This window comes from Paraburkholderia sp. CNPSo 3274, assembly GCF_024206475.1.
In the GTDB taxonomy this organism is placed as follows: domain Bacteria; phylum Pseudomonadota; class Gammaproteobacteria; order Burkholderiales; family Burkholderiaceae; genus Paraburkholderia.
Window position 1 is genome coordinate 73,242 of sequence record NZ_JAMBPR010000021.1, and the last position, 20,408, is coordinate 93,649.

Genomic DNA, 20,408 nt, shown 5'->3' on the forward strand with positions numbered 1-20,408 from the left:
GGCGGCACTGTCAGGTACCGAGCCCCAATCAACTGGAGACACCGATGACCTCAACCTCGCTCGCACCGCGCCGCTGGTGGGCAATCATGCCCGTCGTGTTCATCACGTACAGCCTCGCCTATCTCGACCGCGCCAACTACGGCTTCGCCTCGGCGGCCGGCATCAACCGCGATCTCGGTATCAGCCCGGCGCTCTCGTCGCTGATCGGCGCGCTGTTCTTCCTCGGCTACTTCTTCTTCCAACTGCCGGGCGCCATGTATGCGGAGCGCCGCAGCGTGCGCACGCTCGTGTTCGCGAGCCTCGTGCTGTGGGGCGGCTGCGCGGCGCTCACGGGCGTCGTCACGAACATCCCGTCGCTCATGGCGATCCGTTTCGTGCTCGGCGTGGTCGAAGCGGCCGTGATGCCCGCCATGCTCATCTTCATCAGCAACTGGTTCACAAAGAAGGAGCGCTCGCGCGCCAACACGTTCCTGATCCTCGGCAATCCGGTCACGGTGCTGTGGATGTCGGTCGTCTCGGGCTATCTCGTGCATGCCTTCGGCTGGCGCCACATGTTCATCGCCGAAGGCGTGCCGGCTGTCGTGTGGGCCGTGTGCTGGTGGTTCCTCGTGCGCGACAAGCCCTCACAGGTCACCTGGCTCTCCGACGATGAAAAGCGCGCGCTCGACGCCGCGATGCGCGCCGAGCAGGCCGCCATCAAGCCGGTGCGCAACTACGCCGAGGCGTTCCGCACGCCTGCCGTGATGCTGCTCTCGGCGCAGTACTTCTGCTGGAGCATTGGCGTGTACGGCTTCGTGCTGTGGCTGCCCTCGATCGTGAAGAATGGCTCGGCGCTCGGCATGGTCGAAACGGGCTGGCTCTCCGCCGTGCCGTATCTCGCGGCGACCATTGCGATGCTCGCCGCCTCGTGGGCATCGGACAAGCTCGACAATCGCCGTGCCTTCGTGTGGCCGTTCCTGCTGGTCGGCGCGCTGGCCTTCGCGGGCTCCTACGCGCTCGGCTCGACGCACTTCTGGGTATCCTACGCGCTGCTCGTAGTGGCGGGCGCGGCGATGTACGCGCCGTATGGCCCGTTCTTCGCGATCGTGCCGGAACTGCTGCCGAAGAACGTCGCCGGCGGCGCGATGGCGCTGATCAACAGCATGGGCGCGCTCGGCTCGTTCGTCGGCTCCTATGTGGTCGGGTATCTGAATGGCGCGACGGGCTCGCCTGCGGCATCCTATGCGTTCATGAGCGCGGCGCTGCTCGTTTCGGTGGGCCTCACGCTCGCCGTCAAGCCGCAGCGCGACGCCGCCCGTGGTTATGCATCGCCGGCACACGGAAAATAACTCTCTTTTCTAGCGCACTTATGAAGCCGAAAATCGTTGTCTACAAAGCCTTGCCCGCCGATGTCGCCGACTATCTGCGCGAGCATGCCGAACTGATTGATGTCGACGCCGACCAGCCCGGCGCACTCGCCGCCGCGCTAAAAGACGCCGACGGCGCGATCGGCGCGAGCGTGAAGATCACACCGGCGATGCTGGACGGTTCGCGCGTGAAGGCGCTCTCCACGATCTCCGTGGGCTACGACCAGTTCGATGTGCCCGATCTCACGAAGCGCGGCATCGTGCTCGCCCACACGCCCGACGTGCTGACCGAATCGACGGCCGACACCGTGTTCTCGCTCATCCTCGCGAGCGCACGCCGCGTGGTCGAACTGGCCGACTGGGTCAAGGCGGGCCACTGGAAGGGCAGCATCGGCGCGGCGCAATTCGGCGTGGACGTGCAGGGCAAAACGCTCGGCATCGTGGGGCTCGGGCGCATCGGCGGCGCCGTCGCGCGCCGCGCGGCACTCGGCTTCAACATGAAGGTGCTCTACACGAACCGCAGCCCGAACGAAGCGGCCGAACGCAACTATGGCGCGCGCCGCGTCGAACTCGACGAACTGCTCGCAAGCTCGGACTTCGTGTGCCTCCAGGTGCCGCTCACCGACGCCACGCGCCACCTGATCGGCGCAGAGCAGCTGAAGAAGATGAAGAAGAGCGCGATTCTCATCAACGCCTCGCGCGGCGCGACCGTCGACGAACAAGCGCTGATCGCGGCGCTCGAAGCGGGCACGATCCACGGCGCGGGCCTCGACGTTTTCGAGCGCGAGCCGATCGATCCCGCGTCGCCGCTCCTGAGCATGCCGAACGTGGTGGCGCTGCCGCACATCGGCTCGGCGACGCACGAGACGCGTCACGCGATGGCGCGCTGCGCAGCGGAGAACCTCGTCGCGGCGCTCGCTGGCACGCTCGACGTGAACGTCGTCAACCGCGACGTGCTCGCGCGATGAGCGCGGGTCCGGGCAGCACGGATCACGCTGAACAGGGCGCCGCGGCCACGGCGCCGCGCCGCGCGACCATCAGCGACGTCGCGCGTGAAGCCGGCACCGGCAAGACCAGCATCTCGCGCTATCTGAACGGCGAGCTGGGCGTGCTTTCGCCCGACCTGCGCGCGCGCATCGAAGCGGCGATCGAGCGGCTCGACTATCGCCCCAACCAGATGGCGCGCGGCCTCAAGCGCGGCCGCAACCGTCTGCTCGGCCTGTTGCTCGCCGATCTCGCCAATCCCTATTCGGTGGAGATTCTGCAGGGCGTGGAGGAGGCGTGTCACGCGCTCGGCTACATGCCGCTCATCTGCCACGCGGCGAACGAAATCGACATGGAGCGGCGCTATCTTCAGCTGCTCACCACGTATCGCGTCGAAGGCGTGATCGTCAATGCACTCGGCGTGCGTGAATCGATGTTGAAACCCGTGGCCAGCGGCGGCATTCCGGCGGTGCTGATCGACCGTACCGTCGACGGCCTGGATGCGGACATGGTCGGCCTCGACAACGCGGCGGCCGTGCGCCTCGGCACGGAGCATCTGCTTGCGCGTGGCTACGACGACATCGTGTTCGTCGTGCAGCCGTTCGAGCAGGTAAGTTCGCGGCGCGAGCGCGAAGCGGCGTTTCGCGAGTCGATGCAGGCGACGAAGGGCGCGGCGCGTGGCCTCACGCACGTGCTCGATCTCCACGATGAAGCCGCCGTGCAAGCCGCGCTCGCCACGCTCGACACCCACGTGGCCCAGGCGCTCGCGCGCGGTGCGCGTTGCGCATTGTTCGCGGCCAACGCGCCGGTGGCGCTGCGCCTCGCCTTGCATCTGAAAGCGGCGCTCGGCGCGCAGTGGCAACAGCGCGTGGCGCTCGTCGCCATTGACGATCCGGAGTGGGCCGAGCTTGCCGGCATTACGACGATCCGCCAGCCTACGCGCGAGATTGGTTATCGCGCGGTGGAGTTTCTGCACGAGCGCATCGAGGGCGCGGCGCCCAAGGCGCGCGCGGCGGCGTTCGAGGGCGAACTGGTGGTGAGGGCTTCGACGCTGGGGTGACTATGGCGCGGGCACTCGTTTCGTCCTGACGGAGAGGTCCGACGGTGCGATTCCTGGTCTCGTGCGCAGCCAGGGCTGCGCGCAGGCGCCGATATCTGCGATCATTCGGGCTGCGGCGCGCGTGCGTGCGTGCCGAACGTCATAAGGAAGCCCATGTCCGTAGCTCCGGTCACGCTCGTCTGCCTCTCGCTCGCGACGCTGTTCGTCGCCGCCTTGCCCGTATCGCTCTATCGCCGGCTGCGCGTGCCATTCGCGCTCGACTGGCGCGATACGATCGCGGGCGTCGCCATCTTCGCGTTTTTCGCGACTGTGATCGAGCGCGCCATCAACGACTACCTGCTGCACGAGAACGCCGCCGCCGCGCAGGTGCTTTCGAATCCCGTTTTCTTTGTCCTGTACGGCGCGTTCGCCGCGGGCGTGTGCGAGGAAGTCGGGCGCTATATCGCCATGCGGATCATCGCGCGCCGCAGCGCACGCAAGCCCAACGCCCCCACTGACAGCGCGGCGCTCGGCTACGGCATCGGCCATGCGGGTGCGGAGGCGTGGTTCGTCGGCGTGCTCGTGCAACTGCAATGGATCGTGTTCGCGGTGCTCGCGAATCGCGGCGATCTCGACGAGCATCTCTCCAATCTCACGATGGACTCGGTCTTGCGCTTGCATCTGATTCTCGCTAGCCTTTCGCCACTTTTCGCCGGCGTGTTTGCGCTCGAGCGCACGGCCGCGTTCGTGTTCCAGATTGCCTTGTCGGTGCTGATGTGGCGCGGTGTGCGCGCGGGATGGAAGGGGATTTTGCCGCTCGCGATCCTCGTGCACGCGCTCATCGACGTGCCTGCCGCGATGTACCAGGCGCAACTCGCGCCGCTCGTGGCCGTGGACGGTTTGTATGGGGTGGCGGCCGTCGTGGTCGCCATCGTGCTTTTCAGGACGTGCCGCCCGCAGCGGCGCGTCGCACGCGCGGCGTGAGTGCGCGCGTCTCACTACTTTATTCTGGCGTCAATGGAAGCCTATCTGTTTGAATGCGCGAGCCCCGATTTCGACGAACTCGCCCGCGTGATCGCCGACATCTTTCCCGAGCAAACGCGCTTTGCCGAAGAGCCGAACGAGAGCGGCGTGCCGCAACTGGTCGTGCACTGGGTGGCGATGCGCTTCGGCTCGAAGGCGCGCCGCATGGCGCTCACGGTCGCAATCGCGCCCGCCGCGCTCGCACGCTATCGCGCATTGCCGCCGCGGCTGCGCTCACGCAGCTTCGCGGTGTTGCGAGTCTACGTGGAGACGACGATCGAATCGCTCGAGGAACAGCACGCGAAGGGCGAAGACGTGCCGCGCGAGGTGACGATCGCGCTGGACGAAGAATTTGCGTAAAGGGTTTGCTTGAAGCGCCGGGCGCATCGCGCCCGGTCGGCGTTGCGCTGAGACTTAGTCGGCGAGCTTGTAGACCTTGGCGAAACGTGCGGCCTGCACGACGCCATAGTCGCCGGGCGCGTATTGCATGACCCAGTCGCCGGCCACGCCGCTTAGCCTGTCGCCGCCGGCCGAACGCACGAGCGTGAACGGCTCGTCCATGCGCCTTGCGAGGACCACGACCTGGCGGTTGCGATACGCGCCTGGGTCGCCGTGGGCGAGGGTGTCGCTTCCCGGCAGGTACTTCGCATCGAATCGATCGCGCGATACGACCCAGCGATCGCCGGTCGAACCGGTGATGATCGCGTCGCCTGGCGCATAGCGGTTCGGCCCTTCCAGGCTCATCAGCTCGCCGGCGAGGGCTGCGAACTCGACGCTCACGGTCTCGTCCTTGACGACGCGCTGTGCGGCGGGGTCGACACGCAGGTCGACTTGGGTCAGTTCAATCATGGCGGCAGCAGCGGACCTGCTTGACAAAAAACGGCTTCCAGAAAAGCGACGGCCGGGCGAAACTGCCCGGCCGTCGCGCGGTCCGCAAGGGTACCCTGGATCGGGCCGTCGCGCACGCATGGGAGCGTGGCCCGATTGGCGGGTGCGCCTGACTCCGTCTTACTGCGCGGCCGGCGTGCTGGCCGCTTCGGTGTCGCTACCTGCGGCGCCTGCGGACGGCTTGGCGTGGCCCTTGTGCTTCGGCTTCATCGGCTTGCCCGACGGGCCGTGCTCATTGCCGTGGCGGAAGGACTGATCGGCGAGCTTCTTCTGTTCCGGCGAGAGGCTGGTATAGAGCGGCTCGAACGCCGAGACGAGCTTCTGCATGTCGTCCGCGTGCGCCTGGGCGATCTGCGCGTACTGCTTCATGTCGTCGAGCGCGTTGCGCGAGTTTTCGCTTTCCGCACGCTGCTTGAAGAGACTGGACATGGTCTCGCCGTTGCTGCGCATGACGTCGGCGAACGTCTTCCATTGCGGCTCTTGCTCGGGCGTGATCTTGAGCTGCGTATGCAGCCACGTGATGCGCTCCTCGACGCGCTGCTGATGCTGCGCGGCGCGCACGTCGGCGCTCGACGCGGCCGCGGCGGTTGCCGAAGCGGCCGGCGCGGCGCTTTGCGCGAACGCGCCGCTCATCGAGAGCGAGGCGGCAAGGATGACGAAAGCTTTCTTCATTGTGACTCCTTGAATCATTTCGTAGCGGGTAGCATGGCCAGAAGGGCTGCAGCCGATATTAGTACCACGTTCTCGCTACGCCACGCCCCGGCTGCGACACTTGCTTACAAACGAAACGCGTGGAAATACCCGTCGCGCATGGCTTGCAAGCCGCGAGCGCCGCCCGGGGCGCGCAGCCACGCGCGATAATGACGCCGTTCAGACTTCCCATACAGACCGCCGCCCGATGAGACCTCCGCGCCTCGATCAACTCGACGACCTCGACCGCAGCCTCGTCGCGCTGCTGCAGGAAAACGCGCGCGAAAGCGTCGCGAATCTCGCACGGCGCCTGGGCGTCGCTCGCACCACGGTGCTTGCGCGCATCGAGCGGCTCGAACGCACACAGGTGATCGCAGGCTACGGCGTGCGCTTGGGCCAGGACGTGCTCGATGCGAGCCTGCAGGCATGGGTCGGGCTCATCATCGCGCCGCGCCATGGGCCCGACGTGCAAAAGCGCCTCGGCAAGATGCCCGAAGTGCAGTTGCTATGCGCGGTGAGCGGCGAGTACGACTACGTGGCGTGGCTGCGCGCCGATTCGCCCGACCGCCTCAACGACCTGCTCGACCAGATCGGCGGCATGCCCGGCGTGGAGCGCACGACCACGTCGATCGTGCTCGCGCGCAAGGTCGATCGCGGCTCGGTGATGGACTGAACCGAGGGCTAAACCGAAGGTTGAAATGCGGGCCGAACGACGAGGCATGCACCATCGAAATGGAACGTTTTCGTCATTTCGACGAAACTGATCGTCATAATGACGAAAATCTCGGTCGAAACGCATCGTTTTGCGTCTATGAACCGTTTTTGTCTCTCCCTAGACTGTGTTTGAGCGGGCGCTGCCCATCCCCAAGCATAGAAAACCAAAGGAGATGACACATGAAAGTTGCGATTGCAGGCGCCGGCCTGATCGGCCACACCATTGCCCACATGCTGCGCGAAAGCGGCGACTACGAAGTCGCGGCCTTCGACCGCGATGCGAAGGCGCTCGAGCCGCTTGCGGCGCAGGGCATCCCCACCGCGCGTGTCGATTCCGGCGACGCCGCCGCGCTGCGCGGCGCGCTGGAAGGTTACGACGTGCTGATCAACGCGCTGCCGTATTACCTGGCGGTGAACGTCGCCTCGGCGGCGAAGGGCGCGGGCGTCCATTACTTCGACCTGACCGAGGACGTGCGCGCGACCCACGCGATCCGCGCGCTCGCCGAAGGCTCCGAACATGTCTTCATGCCGCAGTGTGGTCTCGCACCCGGCTTCATCGGCATTGCGGCGCATGCGCTCGCGAGCCGCTTCACCGAGATCCGCGACGTCAAGATGCGCGTGGGCGCGCTGCCGCAGTTCCCCACCAACGCGCTCAAGTACAACCTCACGTGGAGCGTGGACGGTCTCATCAACGAGTATTGCCAGCCGTGCGAAGCAATCCGCGACGGCCGCACGCAGTGGGTGCAGCCGCTCGAAGGCCTCGAGCATTTTTCGCTCGACGGCGTGGAGTACGAGGCCTTCAATACCTCGGGCGGCCTGGGCACGCTCTGCGAGACGCTTTCAGGCAAAGTGGAGTCGCTCGACTACAAGTCGGTGCGCTATCCGGGGCATCGCGCGCTCATGCAGTTCCTGCTCGAAGACCTGCGCCTTTCCAGCGACCGCGACACGCTCAAGTCCATCATGCGCCGCTCGGTGCCCGCCACGGAGCAGGACGTCGTGCTCATCTTCATGACCGTGACCGGCATGCGCGACGGCAAGCTCGTGCAGGAAGTGTTCACGCGCAAGATCTTCGCGAAGACGGTGTGCGGCGTGCCCATGAGCGCGATCCAGATCACCACCGCCGGCGCCATGTGCGCGGTGCTCGATCTGTTCCGCGAAAAGCGTCTGCCGCAAGCCGGGTTCGTGCGCCAGGAGCAGGTGTCGCTCCAGCAGTTCCTCGCGAACCGCTTTGGTCAGGTGTACGAAGGCGCGACGCTCGACAGCCGCGCGAAGGTGGTGGCCTGAAATCTCAGGTCGATGCCGTTGCCGACACGATGCGTTGTAGCAATGCGTCGTAGTCGGCCGCGGCGGGCGCGGTGTTGTCGAAGAGCAGAAGGCCGTCGAGCTGCGCGCCCGACGGCATGAAGCACCGCTGCCGGTATTCGTCCCAGTGAGCGAGCTTGTAGGCGTCGATCGGATGGGCGCGCGCGACGATGCGCGCGTGCGCCGTGTCCTCGCTCGTATGCACCCACACCACGGTGAGCCCTACCTCCTGCCCGACGCCAAGCCACGCGCGATCGAACAGCTTGCGCTCGCGCACTTCGCGCGAAAGCGGGCCGACCACGAGCGCGCTCACGTCAAGCTCGAGGTTTTCGCGGGCGGTGTCGATGAGCCCCTGGTACTCGGGATCGCGAAAATGTTGCAGGAAGAGCGGGCTGTCGCGATCGTTCGGGTCGTGCGTGAGCGCGTCCATCGCGGCGGCGCTATAACTGCCGTAGAGCGTGTCCTTGTCCAGCAGGCAGAGCGGCTCACGGGTCTGGCGTGCGAGCGGGGCGAACAGACGTTTGGCGAGCGACGTTTTGCCTGCGCCGGCGTGGCCGCAGAAGAACACCAGTCTTGTCACGGGCGGCGTGCCTCGCCGCGTTGCGTGTCGGTGTCTCCAGAGGGAGCGTTTTCCGGGCCGGTCTGGCCGGGGCCGTGTCCGTTCAGGAACTTGCCGTTGGCGTCGAGCCACATCACGTTGATGATGCCAAAACCGAGCGCAACGCCGATGCCGAGGATCCACGAGAAGTACCACATGGCCGTTGCCTCCTCTTGATGCCGGTTGCGAGCGCTGCCGCGCATTCCCCGCAGCATATAACAACGATGATCGCTCTGGCGCCCGTACGTATATGATGGGCGCGAACCAGGAGCCAGGCCGGGTACGGCAGGTCCGAGAACGGGAAAGCGCCCATGCCGCCTATGCCATCGCGCAGGTCGATTGCGAGCCTCGCCGCCGCCGTCACGGCGGTAACCGCGTTCGCACTCGGCGGCTGCGCCGAGGAGCAGCCGCAGCCCATGCCATTCAAGCCCGTACCGGCCGAACGCATCCTGAAGCCGGGCTACACCCAGCCGGGCGAGGGCCTCGTGGCCGTGGACGTGCGCCGCGAGCGCACCCGCAACGTCATCGTCAAATTTCGCGACGCGCCCGTCTACATCGACGGCGAGCGCGTGACCGACCTCATGGACGGCGAGCACGTCACGTTCTACCTCAAGCCGGGCGTGCACCGCATCGGCGTGACGACGCAGTTCGATCCCGTGATCGAGCTGCGCTTCCTCGTGGATCCGCGCTACACCAACCGCGCGAGCGTCACATTCGACAAGGATGACAGCATCGGCATGCGCCGCGTCGCGCAGTAGGCCCGCAGTAGGCCGGAAGGCGGCCGCCAGCAGGCCGCCGCCGTTGCACAGCGGGCACGGACAGGGCTCAGGCGCCAGTCAGGCCCCGTCAGACGGGCGCAGGGAATCCCGTCCAGGCGCCGCCGGTCGACAGAAGACCTTACACTTGGCAACCGGTGCAACTCGAAGCGGCGCGGGCGCGACCCGCCGCCCGGAAGAAAAGGAACATGCTAATCAACTGCGTCGCGTATCAAGGCGGCAAGAAACTGGCCGACGTCACTGTCGAAGCCATCAGCGACTATCTGGCGAAGCCCGAGTGTTTCGTATGGGTCGCGCTCAAGGATCCCGACGCCGGCGAAATGGCGGCGATGAAGGAGGAGTTCGGCCTGCATACGCTCGCCATCGAAGACGTGATGAACGGCAACCAGCGGCCGAAAATCGAGGAATACGGCGACACGCTCTTTTGCGTGCTCCACACGCTCGAACTCGACGACGACGGCGAAGTCATCATAGGCCAGGTGAACGTATTCGCCGGCCCCAATTTCGTGCTCTCGGCGCGCCACCGCGCGCAGCAGGGTTTCACCGACGTTCGCGCACGCTGCGAGCGCGAGCCCGATTTGCTGCGCGAAGGCTCCGGGTTCGTGCTCTACGCGCTCATGGATAGCGTGGTCGACCGCTACGCGCCGGTGCTCGAAACGCTCTCCGCCGAAATCGAGGAACTGGAGGACCGCATCTTCGACAAGCACGACCTCGCGGGCTCGCGGGCGATCATCGAGGACCTCTATTCGCTCAAGCGCCGTCTCGTGATCCTGGCGCATCACGTCACGCCGCTCGTGGATGCCGTCGGCAAGCTCGTGGGCGGGCGCATTCCGCAGATCTGCGTGGGCATGCAAGCGTACTACCGCGACGTATACGACCACCTCGGGCGCGTGTCCAACATGATCGACGCGCGCCGCGAAATGATCGTCACGGCCATCCAGGTGAATCTCGGCATGATCTCGCTCGCGGAGAACGAGGTGACGAAGCGGCTCGGTTCGTTCGCCGCGCTCTTCGCCGTGCCGACGATGATTGCGGGCATCTATGGCATGAACTTCGAGCATATTCCGGAGCTACATTTCAGGTTTGGCTACCAGATCTGCCTCGCTGCCATGCTCGTGCTCGATATCTTCCTGTTTTTCCTGTTTCGTCGTATCAACTGGCTCTGAGGCGGGGCGGGCCAGCTTCGGGTTGCTGCGATGCCGCATCGACACCCGAGTTGACATCGTTCAGCGCCTGCGCCGAGAATGGGCCGGCAGAAAACGTTTGCGCATAACCAGAAAGCAGGGCCCAGCCGGGCCCGACAAACCGGAGACTTCCAAAAATGAACTCCCGCATTCGCCGCCGCATCCTCCTCGCCGCCAGCGCGCTCGCCACGACCGCCGTGACCGGCGCCTTGCCGCTCGCGGCCCGCGCGCAGGCGCCTCACAAGCCGAAGGTCGCGCTCGTCATGAAGTCGCTCGCCAACGAGTTCTTCCTCACCATGGAGACCGGCGCGAAGGACTATCAGAAGCACAATGCTGACCAGTTCGATCTCATCACCAACGGCATCAAGAACGAGACCGACACCGCCGCGCAAATCCAGATCGTCGAGCAGATGATCGTCTCGAAGGTCGACGCCATCGTGCTCGCGCCCGCCGACTCCAAGGCGCTCGTGCCCGTCGTGAAGAAGGCGGTGGACGCGGGCATCATCGTCGTGAACATCGACAACAAGCTCGACGCCGACGTGCTCAAGTCCAAGGACCTGAACGTGCCGTTCGTCGGCCCGGACAACCGCAAGGGCGCCCGCCTCGTGGGCGACTATCTCGCCAAGCGCCTGAAATCGGGCGACCAGGTGGGCATCGTCGAGGGCGTCTCCACCACGACCAACGCGCAGCAGCGCACCGCCGGCTTCAAGGACGCGATGGATACCGTGGGCGCGAAGATCGTCTCGACGCAATCGGGCGAATGGGAGATCGACAAGGGCAACGCCGTCGCCTCCGCGATGCTCAATGAATACCCGGACATCAAGGCGCTCCTGTGCGGCAACGACAACATGGCGATCGGCGCCGTGTCGGCCGTGCGCGCGGCGGGCAAGCAGGGCAAGGTGTACGTGGTCGGCTACGACAACATTGGCGCCATCAAGCCCATGCTCAAGGACGGCCGCGTGCTCGCCACCGCCGACCAGTACGCGGCCAAGCAGGCCGTGTTCGGCATCGACACGGCCCTGAAGGCGCTCAAGGAGCACAAGAAGCAGTCGGAGTTGTCGGGCATCGTCGAAACGCCTGTGGTGCTCGTCACGAAGTAAAGCGCCGCTGGCAGGCGCCACGGCGTGCCGCGGCGGTATTTGCGTGCGCAACTCAATAAACGCTCAAGAATCTCGCCGCGCAGCCGTTATTTGTACCGGGATGGCCGCATGGGCGGTCGTCTTCCGCTGTGTGGCGATTCGCTGCCCAGCGCGCCGTTCGATGCACGCTCTACCGGAGCGTGCGGCGGCGGTGCGGACCCGCAGTATCCGGGCGGCGCGACTCACCGGTTGAACCCGGCGGCGCGGCTCGCGACTACAGGATCGTGATGGATGCAAATGTCCCCGACGTAGTGTCACCTGCGCCCGCCGTGCTTACGGTTACGGGCGTCGGGAAGACCTACGAGCAGCCGGTGCTCGCCGACGTCAGCCTCGCGCTGCACGCCGGCGAAGTGCTTGCGCTCACGGGGGAAAACGGCGCGGGCAAAAGCACGCTCTCGAAGATCGTGAGCGGCCTCACGGCGCCGAGCGCGGGCAGCATGGCGCTGATGGGCCGCCCCTACGCCCCGGCGAGCCGCCGCGAAGCCGAGGCGCTCGGCGTGCGCATGGTCATGCAGGAGCTGAACCTGCTGCCTACGCTGAGCGTCGCGGAGAATCTTTTTCTGGACCGCCTGCCGCAGTCGGGGCCGCTGCGGTTCGGCTGGATCGATCGCAAGCGGCTGCGTGAAAACGCGCGGGCCGCGATGGCGCAAGTCGGGCTCGAGGCGATCGACCCCGACACGCCGGTGGGGGAGCTGGGTATCGGGCATCAGCAACTCGTGGAGATCGCGCGCAATTTGATCGGCAGCGCCGACGGTGCCGATGGCAGCGACATGCGCGTGCTGATCCTCGACGAGCCGACGGCCATGCTCACGGCTCGCGAGGTCGAACTGCTGTTCGAGCAGATCGCGCGGCTGAAGGCGCGCGGCGTGGCGATCGTCTACATCTCGCACCGGCTCGAAGAACTCGAACGCATCGCGCAGCGCGTCGCGGTACTGCGCGACGGCAAGCTCGTGCGTGTGGACGCCATGGCAAACCTCACGCCCCAGCGCATCGTCGCGCTGATGGTGGGGCGCGAGCTCGGGGAGCGCATCGATCTGGGGCAGCGGCGCATCGGCGCGCCGCTCTTGAAGGTGGACGGGCTCACGCGCGCAAAGGCCGTGCGCGACGTGTCGTTCGACGTGCGCGCAGGCGAGCTTTTCGGCGTTTCGGGACTGATCGGCGCAGGCAGGACGGAGCTGATGCGGCTCATCTACGGCGCCGACCGCATGGAGCGCGGCACGGTGGCGCTGGCGCCCACGCCGGGCGCGACGCCGGAGCCGGTGCAGATCGGCTCGCCAGCCGACGCGGTTCGGCTCGGTATCGCGCTCATCACCGAGGACCGCAAGGGCGAAGGGCTGCTGTTGCCGCAGCCGCTCGCCGCGAACGTGACGCTTGGCAACGTGGGCGCGGTATCGCGCTATGGGGTGGTGGACGCGGCGCGCGAGAACACGCTGGCGCGCACGCAGATCGACGCACTGCGAATCCGCACGTCCGGACCCGCGCAGCCGGTGGGCGAGCTTTCGGGCGGCAACCAGCAGAAGGTGGTGATCGGCCGCTGGCTCGCGCGCGACATTACGCAGTCGATGCGCGTCGTGCTGTTCGACGAGCCTACGCGCGGCATCGACGTCGGCGCGAAGTTCGACATCTACGCGCTGATGGGCGCGCTCGCGCGCGAAGGCCGGGCGCTCGTGGTGGTGTCGAGCGACCTGCGCGAGCTGATGCTGATCTGCGACCGCATCGGCGTGATGTCGGCGGGGAAGATGACGGCCATCTACGGTCGCGACGAGTGGAGCCAGGATAAGCTGCTGGCCGCTGCGTTCGCGGGGCTACGCGCCGAGGATGCGCTCGTCGCCGACGCGTGCGATCTGCCCGGGACGGGCGATGTACCGCCACACGTAGAAACGCGCAAGCTGCAGCAACGAAACGACGACCCACGAGGGAGCGCTTCATGACGAACGACCCGTTGCGCGGGCAACCGTCGCCGCAGGGTGACGAAAGCAGTGGGCAAACCGGTTCGGCCAAAATTGTGCCGGCCGCCGCGCCGGAGTCGGCGCCGCGTGCGATGCAGGCGAGCGGCAAGCCCGTGGGGACGCGCTTTGGCTTGTCGAACTACCTGGGCCTCGCGCTCGCGCTGATCGCGATGATCGTGTTGTTCTCGCTGCTGAGTTCGCACTTCCTCACGTACGATACGTTCATCACGATCGCGAACCAGATTCCCGATCTCGTGGTAATGGCCGTGGGCATGACCTTCGTGCTGATCATCGCGGGCATCGATCTTTCGGTAGGCTCGGTACTCGCGCTCGGCGCTTCGGTGGTGAGCGTGGCGTCGCTCAAGTGGGGCTGGGGCGCGCTGCCGGCGGCGCTGCTCGGCCTCGTCGCCGCGGCGGCCACGGGCACGCTCACGGGCGCGGTGACGGTGGGCTGGCGCATCCCGTCGTTCATCGTCTCGCTCGGCGTGCTCGAAGCGGCGCGCGGGCTTGCGTACCAGATGACGAATTCGCGCACGGCGTATATCGGCGACGCGTTCGACTTTCTCTCGAACCCGATCGCATTCGGCATTTCGCCGGCGTTCCTGATCGCGGTGGCGGTGATGGTGATCGCGCAGCTCACGCTGACGCGCACCGTGTTCGGACGCTATCTGATTGGTATCGGTACCAATGAGGAGGCGGTGCGGTTGGCGGGCGTCGATCCGCGGCCGTACAAGGTGATCGTGTTCGCGCTGATGGGTGCGTTTTCCGGGCTCGCGGCGCTGTTCCAGATTTCGCGCCTCGAAGCCGCCGATCCGAACGCGGGCGTGGGGCTGGAGCTACAGGTGATCGCGGCGGTGGTAATCGGCGGCACGAGCTTGATGGGCGGGCGCGGGTCGGTCATCAGCACGTTCTTCGGCGTGCTGATCATCTCGGTGCTGGCCGCGGGCCTCGCGCAGATCGGCGCGAACGAGCCCACCAAGCGCATCATCACCGGCGCTGTGATCGTCGTGGCGGTCGTGCTCGACACGTACCGCAGCAGGCGAAGTCGTAGAGGCAGCAGGGCATAACAAATTTTTCGAGGGCGCGGTCCGCAACGCAACGCGGGCCGGCGGAAATGACCGGGGACGCGACGCCAGACCAAACCAACAACGGGCGCGCCGAGAGCCGGCAGCAACAGGGCAGCAAAAAAGCAGGAGCAACATAAATATGGCGACGATCAAGGATGTGGCCGCCGTGGCGGGGGTGTCTTTCACGACGGTGTCGCATGTGGTGAACAATTCGCGTCCAGTGTCGGCGGACGTGCGGGCCAAGGTCGAGCGTGCGATCCTCGACCTGAATTACGTGCCGTCGGCGGTGGCGCGCTCGCTCAAGGCGCGTGCCACGGCGACCGTGGGTCTGCTCGTGCCGAACGGCACCAACCCGTATTTCGCGGAGCTTGCGCGCGGCGTTGAGGACGCCTGCGCGCGCAAGGGTTACTGCGTGTTCTTCTGCAACTCCGACGACGACCCGGCCAAGCAGCGCAGCTACCTGCGCGTGCTGCAGGAAAAGCGCATCGACGGCCTCATCGTCGCCTCGGCCGGTGACGACGCCGTGCTGGCCTCGACGCTTGCCGGTACCCGCGAGCCGATCGTCGTCATCGACCGCAACATCGAGGGACTCGACGCCGATCTCGTGCAGATCGACCACGAGCGCGGCGCCTGGCTCGCCACCCGGCATCTGCTCGAACTCGGGCACTCGCGCATTGGCTGCATCATCGGGCCGGTGACGACCGCGGTGAGCGCGATGCGCATGCACGGCTTCTTGCGCGCCATGTCTGAGCGGGGTGTGGAGATCGCGCCGGGTGCGATCGTAGAAAACGACTTCTCCGGCGCGGGCGGTTACTGCGCGGCGGCGCAACTGTTCGACAGCGTGCGGCCGACGGCGATCTTCGCCGGCAACGACATGATGGGCATCGGCGCCTTGCGCGCGGCCGCCGAGCGCGGGTTGCGCGTGCCGGGCGACTGCTCGATCATCGGTTTCGACGATATCGAGCTCGGCAACTTCACCTGGCCCGCGCTCTCGACGGTCGGCCAGCCGGCGCGCGCGCTCGGCGACATGGCGGCGCTCACGCTGATCGAGCGCATCGCGAACGCGCGCGAGGAAGGCGCGAGGGCGCGGCGCCGCGTCATGCCGCCTACGCTCTTCGCTCGTGAATCGACGGGGCCCTGGGTCGGCGCGGAGGAATACGCGCCGCTCGCGGCCTGAGGCAGGGCGGTCGTACCGCAGGCGTTAGCCATTCAGGAGGCATCGTGACGACTGATGCAGCAAAGCCGACCGACGCGCGTGCTCGCGTGGCCGTGGTCGGCAGTCTGAATATGGATCTCGTCGCGCGTGCGCCGCGCTTGCCGGCTCCGGGCGAGACGCTCGCGGGCAATGCGTTTGCCCAGGTGGCCGGCGGCAAGGGTGGCAACCAGGCAGTGGCCGCGGCGCGCCTGGGCGCCCAGGTGGCGATGGTCGGCCGGGTCGGCGCCGACAGCAACGGCGAGGTATTGCGTGCGGGGCTGGTGGCAGAAGGTATCGACTGCGGCGCGCTCGAAACGTCGCCGGGTGCGCCGACTGGCGTGGCGCTGATCGTGGTCGACGACGCGAGCCAGAATGCGATCGTCATCGTGGCTGGCAGCAACGGCGAGGTCACGCCTGAAACGATCGCGCGCCATGAGGCCGTGCTCGCGCAGGCCGACGTCGTGGTCTGCCAGCTCGAAATACCCACGGACGCCGTGGCGGCCGCGCTCGCCGCCGCGCGGCGGCTCGGCAAGATCACCATCCTGAATCCAGCGCCCGCTACGGGGCCGCTGCCCGCGCAGTGGCTCCCGCTCATCGACTATCTCGTGCCGAACGAACTGGAGGCCGCCGCGCTCACCGGCTTGCCTGCGAGCACGCCCGAAGAGGCGGCGCGCGCGGCGTTGGCGCTGCGCGAGGCGGGCGCATGCAACGTGCTGGTCACGCTCGGTGCGCAGGGTGTATGCGTGCTGCTCGATGGCACTGCGGCCGCCCATCTGCCCGCGCCACGCGTCAATGCGGTGGACACGACGGCGGCCGGCGACACCTTCATCGGCGGCCTGGCCGCGCGCCTGGCCGTCGGTGCCCCTGCGCTCGAAGCCATCGCTTTCGCATTGCGTGCGGCGTCGGTTTCCGTCACGCGCGCGGGCGCTCAACCTTCCATTCCAACGCTCGCCGAACTCGCGGGCTGAACGTATTTGCACGTCTTGCAGCCATAGCTGCCGCGGCGCGAGTTATTCCCGCCATGCATGAATGTATTTCAACAATACTTCATACCATATACACATTTCAAGACCATGAAAACCTGTGCCGTAAACGCCTGTTAGAGCGACAGCTCGATGTCGGGCGCTGGGCCCGACCACACCACAAGCGTTGGGGGAGTCATGGGCAAGGGCATCAGTATCAAGGCGCGCATCGGCATCACAATGGGCTTTCTGGCGACGTTGATTGTCGCGATCAGTGCTGTCGGCTTGCTGGGCCTCACGCGTTCGAACGACGCGTATCGCGAGACCTTCACCGACCAGATGCCCAGTTCGCACGCAGTCAACCTGGCCGAGATCTACGCGGCGCGCGAGCGTCTCGCACTCGACCGGGCCGCCTTCGAACTGGGTACGTCCGACGCCGCCGCGACGATTGATCGCGCGCGGATGCTGCGTGGCGTGTCGGACGACTTCTGGAAGAAGTACATGGCCTTGCCGCACGACGGTGAGGAAGCGCGCCTCGCCCAGGAGGTCGAGGCCCGGCGCGACGCCCTGCACCAGATCGCGGACCAGTTCATGACGACCGTCCAGTCGGGCGATCAGGCGAAGGTCGTGGCGGGCGCCAAGGCACTCAAGGAGGCCTACGACGGGCTCTCGAAGGCCGACGCCGTGCTCGACAAGTTCCAGATGACGCAAGCCCAGCAGGGCTTCGACGACGCCCAGGGCGCGTTCTCGCAACTGCGCATCGCGTGCATCGCGGCGTTGCTCGTGGGCATTGGCGCGGCCGCCTATTCGTTCTTCTCGCTGCGCCGCGCCATTGCGGAGCCGCTCGGCGAAGCGCTCGGCGCTTTCCATGCGATCGCCGCCGGCGATTTGCGCCGGCCCGTGGTCGTGCGCCGCAACGACGAGATGGGCGAACTGCTGGGCGGTGTCGCGCAAATGCAGCGCAGCCTCACCGAAACGGTGCGCTCGGTGCGCTCGGGCACCGAATCGATCGCCACCGCCACGCGCGAGATCGCCGCGGGCAACCTCGACCTCTCGTCGCGCACCGAAGAGCAGGCTTCGGCGCTCCAGGAGACCGCTTCGAGCATGGAGCAGCTCACGGGCACCGTGAAGCAGAACGCCGACAACGCCCGCCAGGCCAGCGCGCTCGCCGCTAACGCCTCGGAAATCGCCAACAAGGGCAGCTCGGTCGTCAATCAGGTGGTCGGCACGATGGGCGACATCAACGACAGCTCCGCGAAGATCGCAGACATCATCACGATCATCGAGGGCATCGCCTTCCAGACCAACATCCTCGCGCTCAACGCGGCCGTCGAAGCGGCGCGCGCGGGCGAGGAAGGGCGCGGCTTCGCCGTGGTGGCGGGCGAGGTGCGCAGCCTCGCGCAGCGCGCGTCGGCGGCGGCCAAGGAGATCAAGGGGCTCATCGACACCTCGGTCGAGCGCGTGCAGGCGGGTTCGGCGCTCGTCGACGAGGCGGGCCGCACGATGACCGAGATCATCGCCGCGGTGCAGCGCGTGACCGACATCATGGGCGAGATCGCGGCGGCTTCGCAGGAGCAGTCGGGGGGCATCGACCAGGTCGCGCGCGCGGTCACGCAGATGGACGAGGTGACCCAGCAGAACGCGGCGCTCGTCGAGGAGGCGGCGGCCGCGGCGCAGTCGCTCGAGGACCAGGCCGGACGCCTGCGCCAGGCTGTCGCGGTGTTTAACCTGGATGACACAGCGGGCGGCGTGGTGCCGGTGCAGCCCGTGCGGGTAGCCGCCAGGGCGGCTTCTGTCTCCCGTTCCGTCTCGCGCCCGGCATCGGCCAGCGGGGCTTCTGCGCCTGCGCCAAAGCGCGCGCCGCGCCGCCCTCCCGCTCCCGCTCCCGTCCAGCCGGCCGCACGGCCCGCGGCAGCCTCGAGCGCGCCCGTGAGTGCTGTGGCGTCGGGCGCCGGTTCGAACGGCGACTGGGAAACCTTCTGAAGTTCTTCCGATCAGACGCGCGGGCCGTCCGCGCACGATAGCCAGCCGCTGCGCCGCAGCGGCTTTTTTTTGCGTCTTTGACCCCGTTGTGCGGCCCCGCCGTGCGCCATGCGCGCGCCGTTACGGTACATTGTCAGCCGTGTCATCTGCGCGGCCCGGTCGGCGCGCTACACTGCGGCGCCGAGCGGTGCCCGCGAGCGGCATGGCGCTGTGCTGGACGGTTCAGCCCGTGCCCACGCACGAGCGGACCGCACGGGGTGGCGCCGGAGGGGAAGGACCCGCGCCGCACAGCAAGGGAGGGCGCACAGCGCCATGCAGGACGGATTGCGCCGGCATCGAGCGCCGGTGCCGCATGACAGCACAAACAAGGAACCCGACATGACGCATGACGATCTCGCGCAACGCCTCGTGAATGCGCGCCGGCATCATCATCTGATCGAAACGCTGGAACCCGAGCGCATACCGCCGGATGCGGCCACGGCCTACGCGATCCAGCAGGCGGTGCTCGCCGGGCTCGAAACGACCACGGGCGGCTGGAAGGTGGGCGCGCGCGCCCCGGGCGGCCCCGCCTCCGGCGCGCCGATCCCGGCGCCGCTCGTGCACGCCTCGCCGGCGCGCTTCGAGCGTCGCCACTTCTTCCGCGTGCTCGTGGAACTGGAGATCGCGTTTCGCTTTTCGGAACCGATCGTCCCTCGCGCCGAAGCCTATGCGCGCGACGAGGTGCTCGCGCGCGTCGGCCAGATCCTGCCGGCCATCGAGATCGTCGATAGCCGTTTCGCGCAGTGGCCCAACGTCGCGCCGCTCGCCCAGCTCGCCGATGCACAGAACAATGGCGCACTCGTGACCGGCCATGCGCTGCCCTACCCAGCGCTTGCCCGCGTGCTCGATTTTGTAGCACCCGAGCTCGAACTGACGTTCGACGGCGCCTCGCTCGTGCCGGAGGCGCCGGGCAACCCCGCTGGCGATCCACGCGAACTGCTCGTCTGGTTCGTCAATCATTGCGCCGCAATGGGCATCACGATCGAGCCCGAATGGACCATTACGACCGGCACCTATGTCGGTGCGCACCGCATCGATACACCGGGTCTCCTGCACGGCCATATCGACGGGTTAGGGGAAGTCGAAGTCGAGTTCGTCTAGGTAGCCCAGGGCGCGCCATGTAACTGTCGCACCTGTCACATTTGTTCTAACGAACGGCCGCCGCGCGCATCGCGCGGCGGCTTTATTTTTTTGTGCGCGCTGTGCACCTCATGGGTGTAAACCTGGCAACCTGTCACGCGCGTCATCTTCATCGCAGGCGTGCGCGCGTCGTTCGCGCGTCGTTCGATTGGAGCGGGAAAACCACTACTGCCGACAGGGCTTGTCAGCGTCGGCTCGCATCCGCGCAAGAATGCGCGGCAGGTCACCGACGATGGCGGAATCGACGCGTAAAAAGGGAAAAAATTCGCATTGACGCGTGCTCACAACAATTGCGTGGCAGTGCGCAATGCGAGCGCGCTATGCGGGCTCGCGAACAAATCGTAACGAGTGGGTGTGCACCGGCGCTGCAATGGTGCGTTTGATGAAGAG

At 66.8% G+C, this 20,408-nt stretch carries 20 protein-coding genes; 16 read left to right on the forward strand and 4 right to left on the reverse strand.

All coding sequences use genetic code 11. The features are described 5' to 3' along the window. Positions 1-44: 44 nt before the first annotated feature. From M3I54_RS16575 to M3I54_RS16595, 5 genes are all read left to right on the forward strand, one after another. Positions 45-1,328, forward strand: coding sequence for an MFS transporter (locus M3I54_RS16575; RefSeq protein WP_254337655.1), 1,284 nt, complete (start codon positions 45-47; stop codon positions 1,326-1,328). A 20-nt stretch (positions 1,329-1,348) separates the two neighbouring features. Beyond that, complete coding sequence (locus tag M3I54_RS16580; protein WP_254337657.1) at positions 1,349-2,314, forward strand: D-glycerate dehydrogenase; 966 nt, start codon at positions 1,349-1,351, stop codon at positions 2,312-2,314. Further along, positions 2,311-3,390, forward strand: a complete 1,080-nt coding sequence (locus tag M3I54_RS16585; protein ID WP_254337659.1) for a substrate-binding domain-containing protein — start codon at positions 2,311-2,313, stop codon at positions 3,388-3,390. The genes M3I54_RS16580 and M3I54_RS16585 overlap by 4 nt, the downstream gene beginning before the upstream one ends. Before the next feature lie 153 nt (positions 3,391-3,543). After that, complete coding sequence (locus M3I54_RS16590; RefSeq protein WP_254337661.1) at positions 3,544-4,353, forward strand: YhfC family intramembrane metalloprotease; 810 nt, start codon at positions 3,544-3,546, stop codon at positions 4,351-4,353. 33 nt (positions 4,354-4,386) lie between these two features. Next, positions 4,387-4,752, forward strand: coding sequence for a DUF3022 domain-containing protein (locus M3I54_RS16595; protein ID WP_254337663.1), 366 nt, complete (start codon positions 4,387-4,389; stop codon positions 4,750-4,752). Positions 4,753-4,806: 54 nt separating this feature from the next. Here the strand turns inward: M3I54_RS16595 and M3I54_RS16600 are convergent, their stop codons facing one another. Both M3I54_RS16600 and M3I54_RS16605 read right to left on the reverse strand, forming a co-directional pair. Beyond that, complete coding sequence (locus M3I54_RS16600) at positions 4,807-5,241, reverse strand: PGDYG domain-containing protein (RefSeq protein WP_254337665.1); 435 nt, start codon at positions 5,239-5,241, stop codon at positions 4,807-4,809. A gap of 159 nt (positions 5,242-5,400) precedes the next feature. Further along, positions 5,401-5,952: a Spy/CpxP family protein refolding chaperone gene (locus tag M3I54_RS16605; RefSeq protein WP_254337667.1), complete on the reverse strand. Its 552-nt coding sequence runs from the start codon at positions 5,950-5,952 to the stop codon at positions 5,401-5,403. A gap of 226 nt (positions 5,953-6,178) precedes the next feature. Here M3I54_RS16605 and M3I54_RS16610 point away from each other — a divergent pair, with 226 nt between their 5' ends. Beyond that, a complete protein-coding gene (locus M3I54_RS16610; RefSeq protein ID WP_254337669.1) occupies positions 6,179-6,643 on the forward strand; it encodes an Lrp/AsnC family transcriptional regulator in 465 nt (154 codons plus the stop codon). A gap of 221 nt (positions 6,644-6,864) precedes the next feature. Then, positions 6,865-7,968, forward strand: coding sequence for a saccharopine dehydrogenase family protein (locus M3I54_RS16615; protein ID WP_254337671.1), 1,104 nt, complete (start codon positions 6,865-6,867; stop codon positions 7,966-7,968). 4 nt (positions 7,969-7,972) lie between these two features. Here the strand turns inward: M3I54_RS16615 and M3I54_RS16620 are convergent, their stop codons facing one another. Both M3I54_RS16620 and cydX read right to left on the reverse strand, forming a co-directional pair. After that, entirely contained in the window at positions 7,973-8,566 is a 594-nt protein-coding gene (locus tag M3I54_RS16620) for an ATP-binding protein (protein WP_254337673.1), read from the reverse strand. After that, the gene (cydX, locus tag M3I54_RS16625) at positions 8,563-8,742 is read right to left on the reverse strand and encodes a cytochrome bd-I oxidase subunit CydX (RefSeq protein ID WP_254337675.1); all 180 of its coding nucleotides are present in this window, start codon (positions 8,740-8,742) and stop codon (positions 8,563-8,565) included. The genes M3I54_RS16620 and cydX overlap by 4 nt, the downstream gene beginning before the upstream one ends. A gap of 153 nt (positions 8,743-8,895) precedes the next feature. Here cydX and M3I54_RS16630 point away from each other — a divergent pair, with 153 nt between their 5' ends. From M3I54_RS16630 to M3I54_RS16670, 9 genes are all read left to right on the forward strand, one after another. After that, positions 8,896-9,342 (forward strand): hypothetical protein, encoded by a 447-nt coding sequence (locus M3I54_RS16630; RefSeq protein WP_254337677.1) that lies wholly within the window; start codon positions 8,896-8,898, stop codon positions 9,340-9,342. Positions 9,343-9,548: 206 nt separating this feature from the next. After that, entirely contained in the window at positions 9,549-10,526 is a 978-nt protein-coding gene (gene corA / locus M3I54_RS16635; protein WP_254337679.1) for a magnesium/cobalt transporter CorA, read from the forward strand. Between the two features lie 155 nt (positions 10,527-10,681). Next, complete coding sequence (locus M3I54_RS16640; protein ID WP_254337681.1) at positions 10,682-11,644, forward strand: sugar ABC transporter substrate-binding protein; 963 nt, start codon at positions 10,682-10,684, stop codon at positions 11,642-11,644. A 266-nt stretch (positions 11,645-11,910) separates the two neighbouring features. Beyond that, positions 11,911-13,614 (forward strand): sugar ABC transporter ATP-binding protein, encoded by a 1,704-nt coding sequence (locus M3I54_RS16645; RefSeq protein WP_254337683.1) that lies wholly within the window; start codon positions 11,911-11,913, stop codon positions 13,612-13,614. Then, the gene (locus M3I54_RS16650; RefSeq protein WP_254337685.1) at positions 13,611-14,699 is read left to right on the forward strand and encodes an ABC transporter permease; all 1,089 of its coding nucleotides are present in this window, start codon (positions 13,611-13,613) and stop codon (positions 14,697-14,699) included. Before M3I54_RS16645 ends, M3I54_RS16650 begins: the two co-directional genes overlap by 4 nt. A gap of 139 nt (positions 14,700-14,838) precedes the next feature. Further along, entirely contained in the window at positions 14,839-15,876 is a 1,038-nt protein-coding gene (locus tag M3I54_RS16655; RefSeq protein WP_254337687.1) for a LacI family DNA-binding transcriptional regulator, read from the forward strand. A gap of 44 nt (positions 15,877-15,920) precedes the next feature. Next, on the forward strand, positions 15,921-16,862 hold the full coding sequence (rbsK, locus tag M3I54_RS16660) for a ribokinase (protein ID WP_309249613.1): 942 nt from the start codon (positions 15,921-15,923) through the stop codon (positions 16,860-16,862). A gap of 192 nt (positions 16,863-17,054) precedes the next feature. Beyond that, the gene (locus tag M3I54_RS16665) at positions 17,055-18,839 is read left to right on the forward strand and encodes a methyl-accepting chemotaxis protein (RefSeq protein WP_254337689.1); all 1,785 of its coding nucleotides are present in this window, start codon (positions 17,055-17,057) and stop codon (positions 18,837-18,839) included. 378 nt (positions 18,840-19,217) lie between these two features. Then, entirely contained in the window at positions 19,218-19,979 is a 762-nt protein-coding gene (locus tag M3I54_RS16670) for a 2-keto-4-pentenoate hydratase (protein WP_254337691.1), read from the forward strand. The last annotated feature ends 429 nt before the right edge of the window (positions 19,980-20,408 follow it).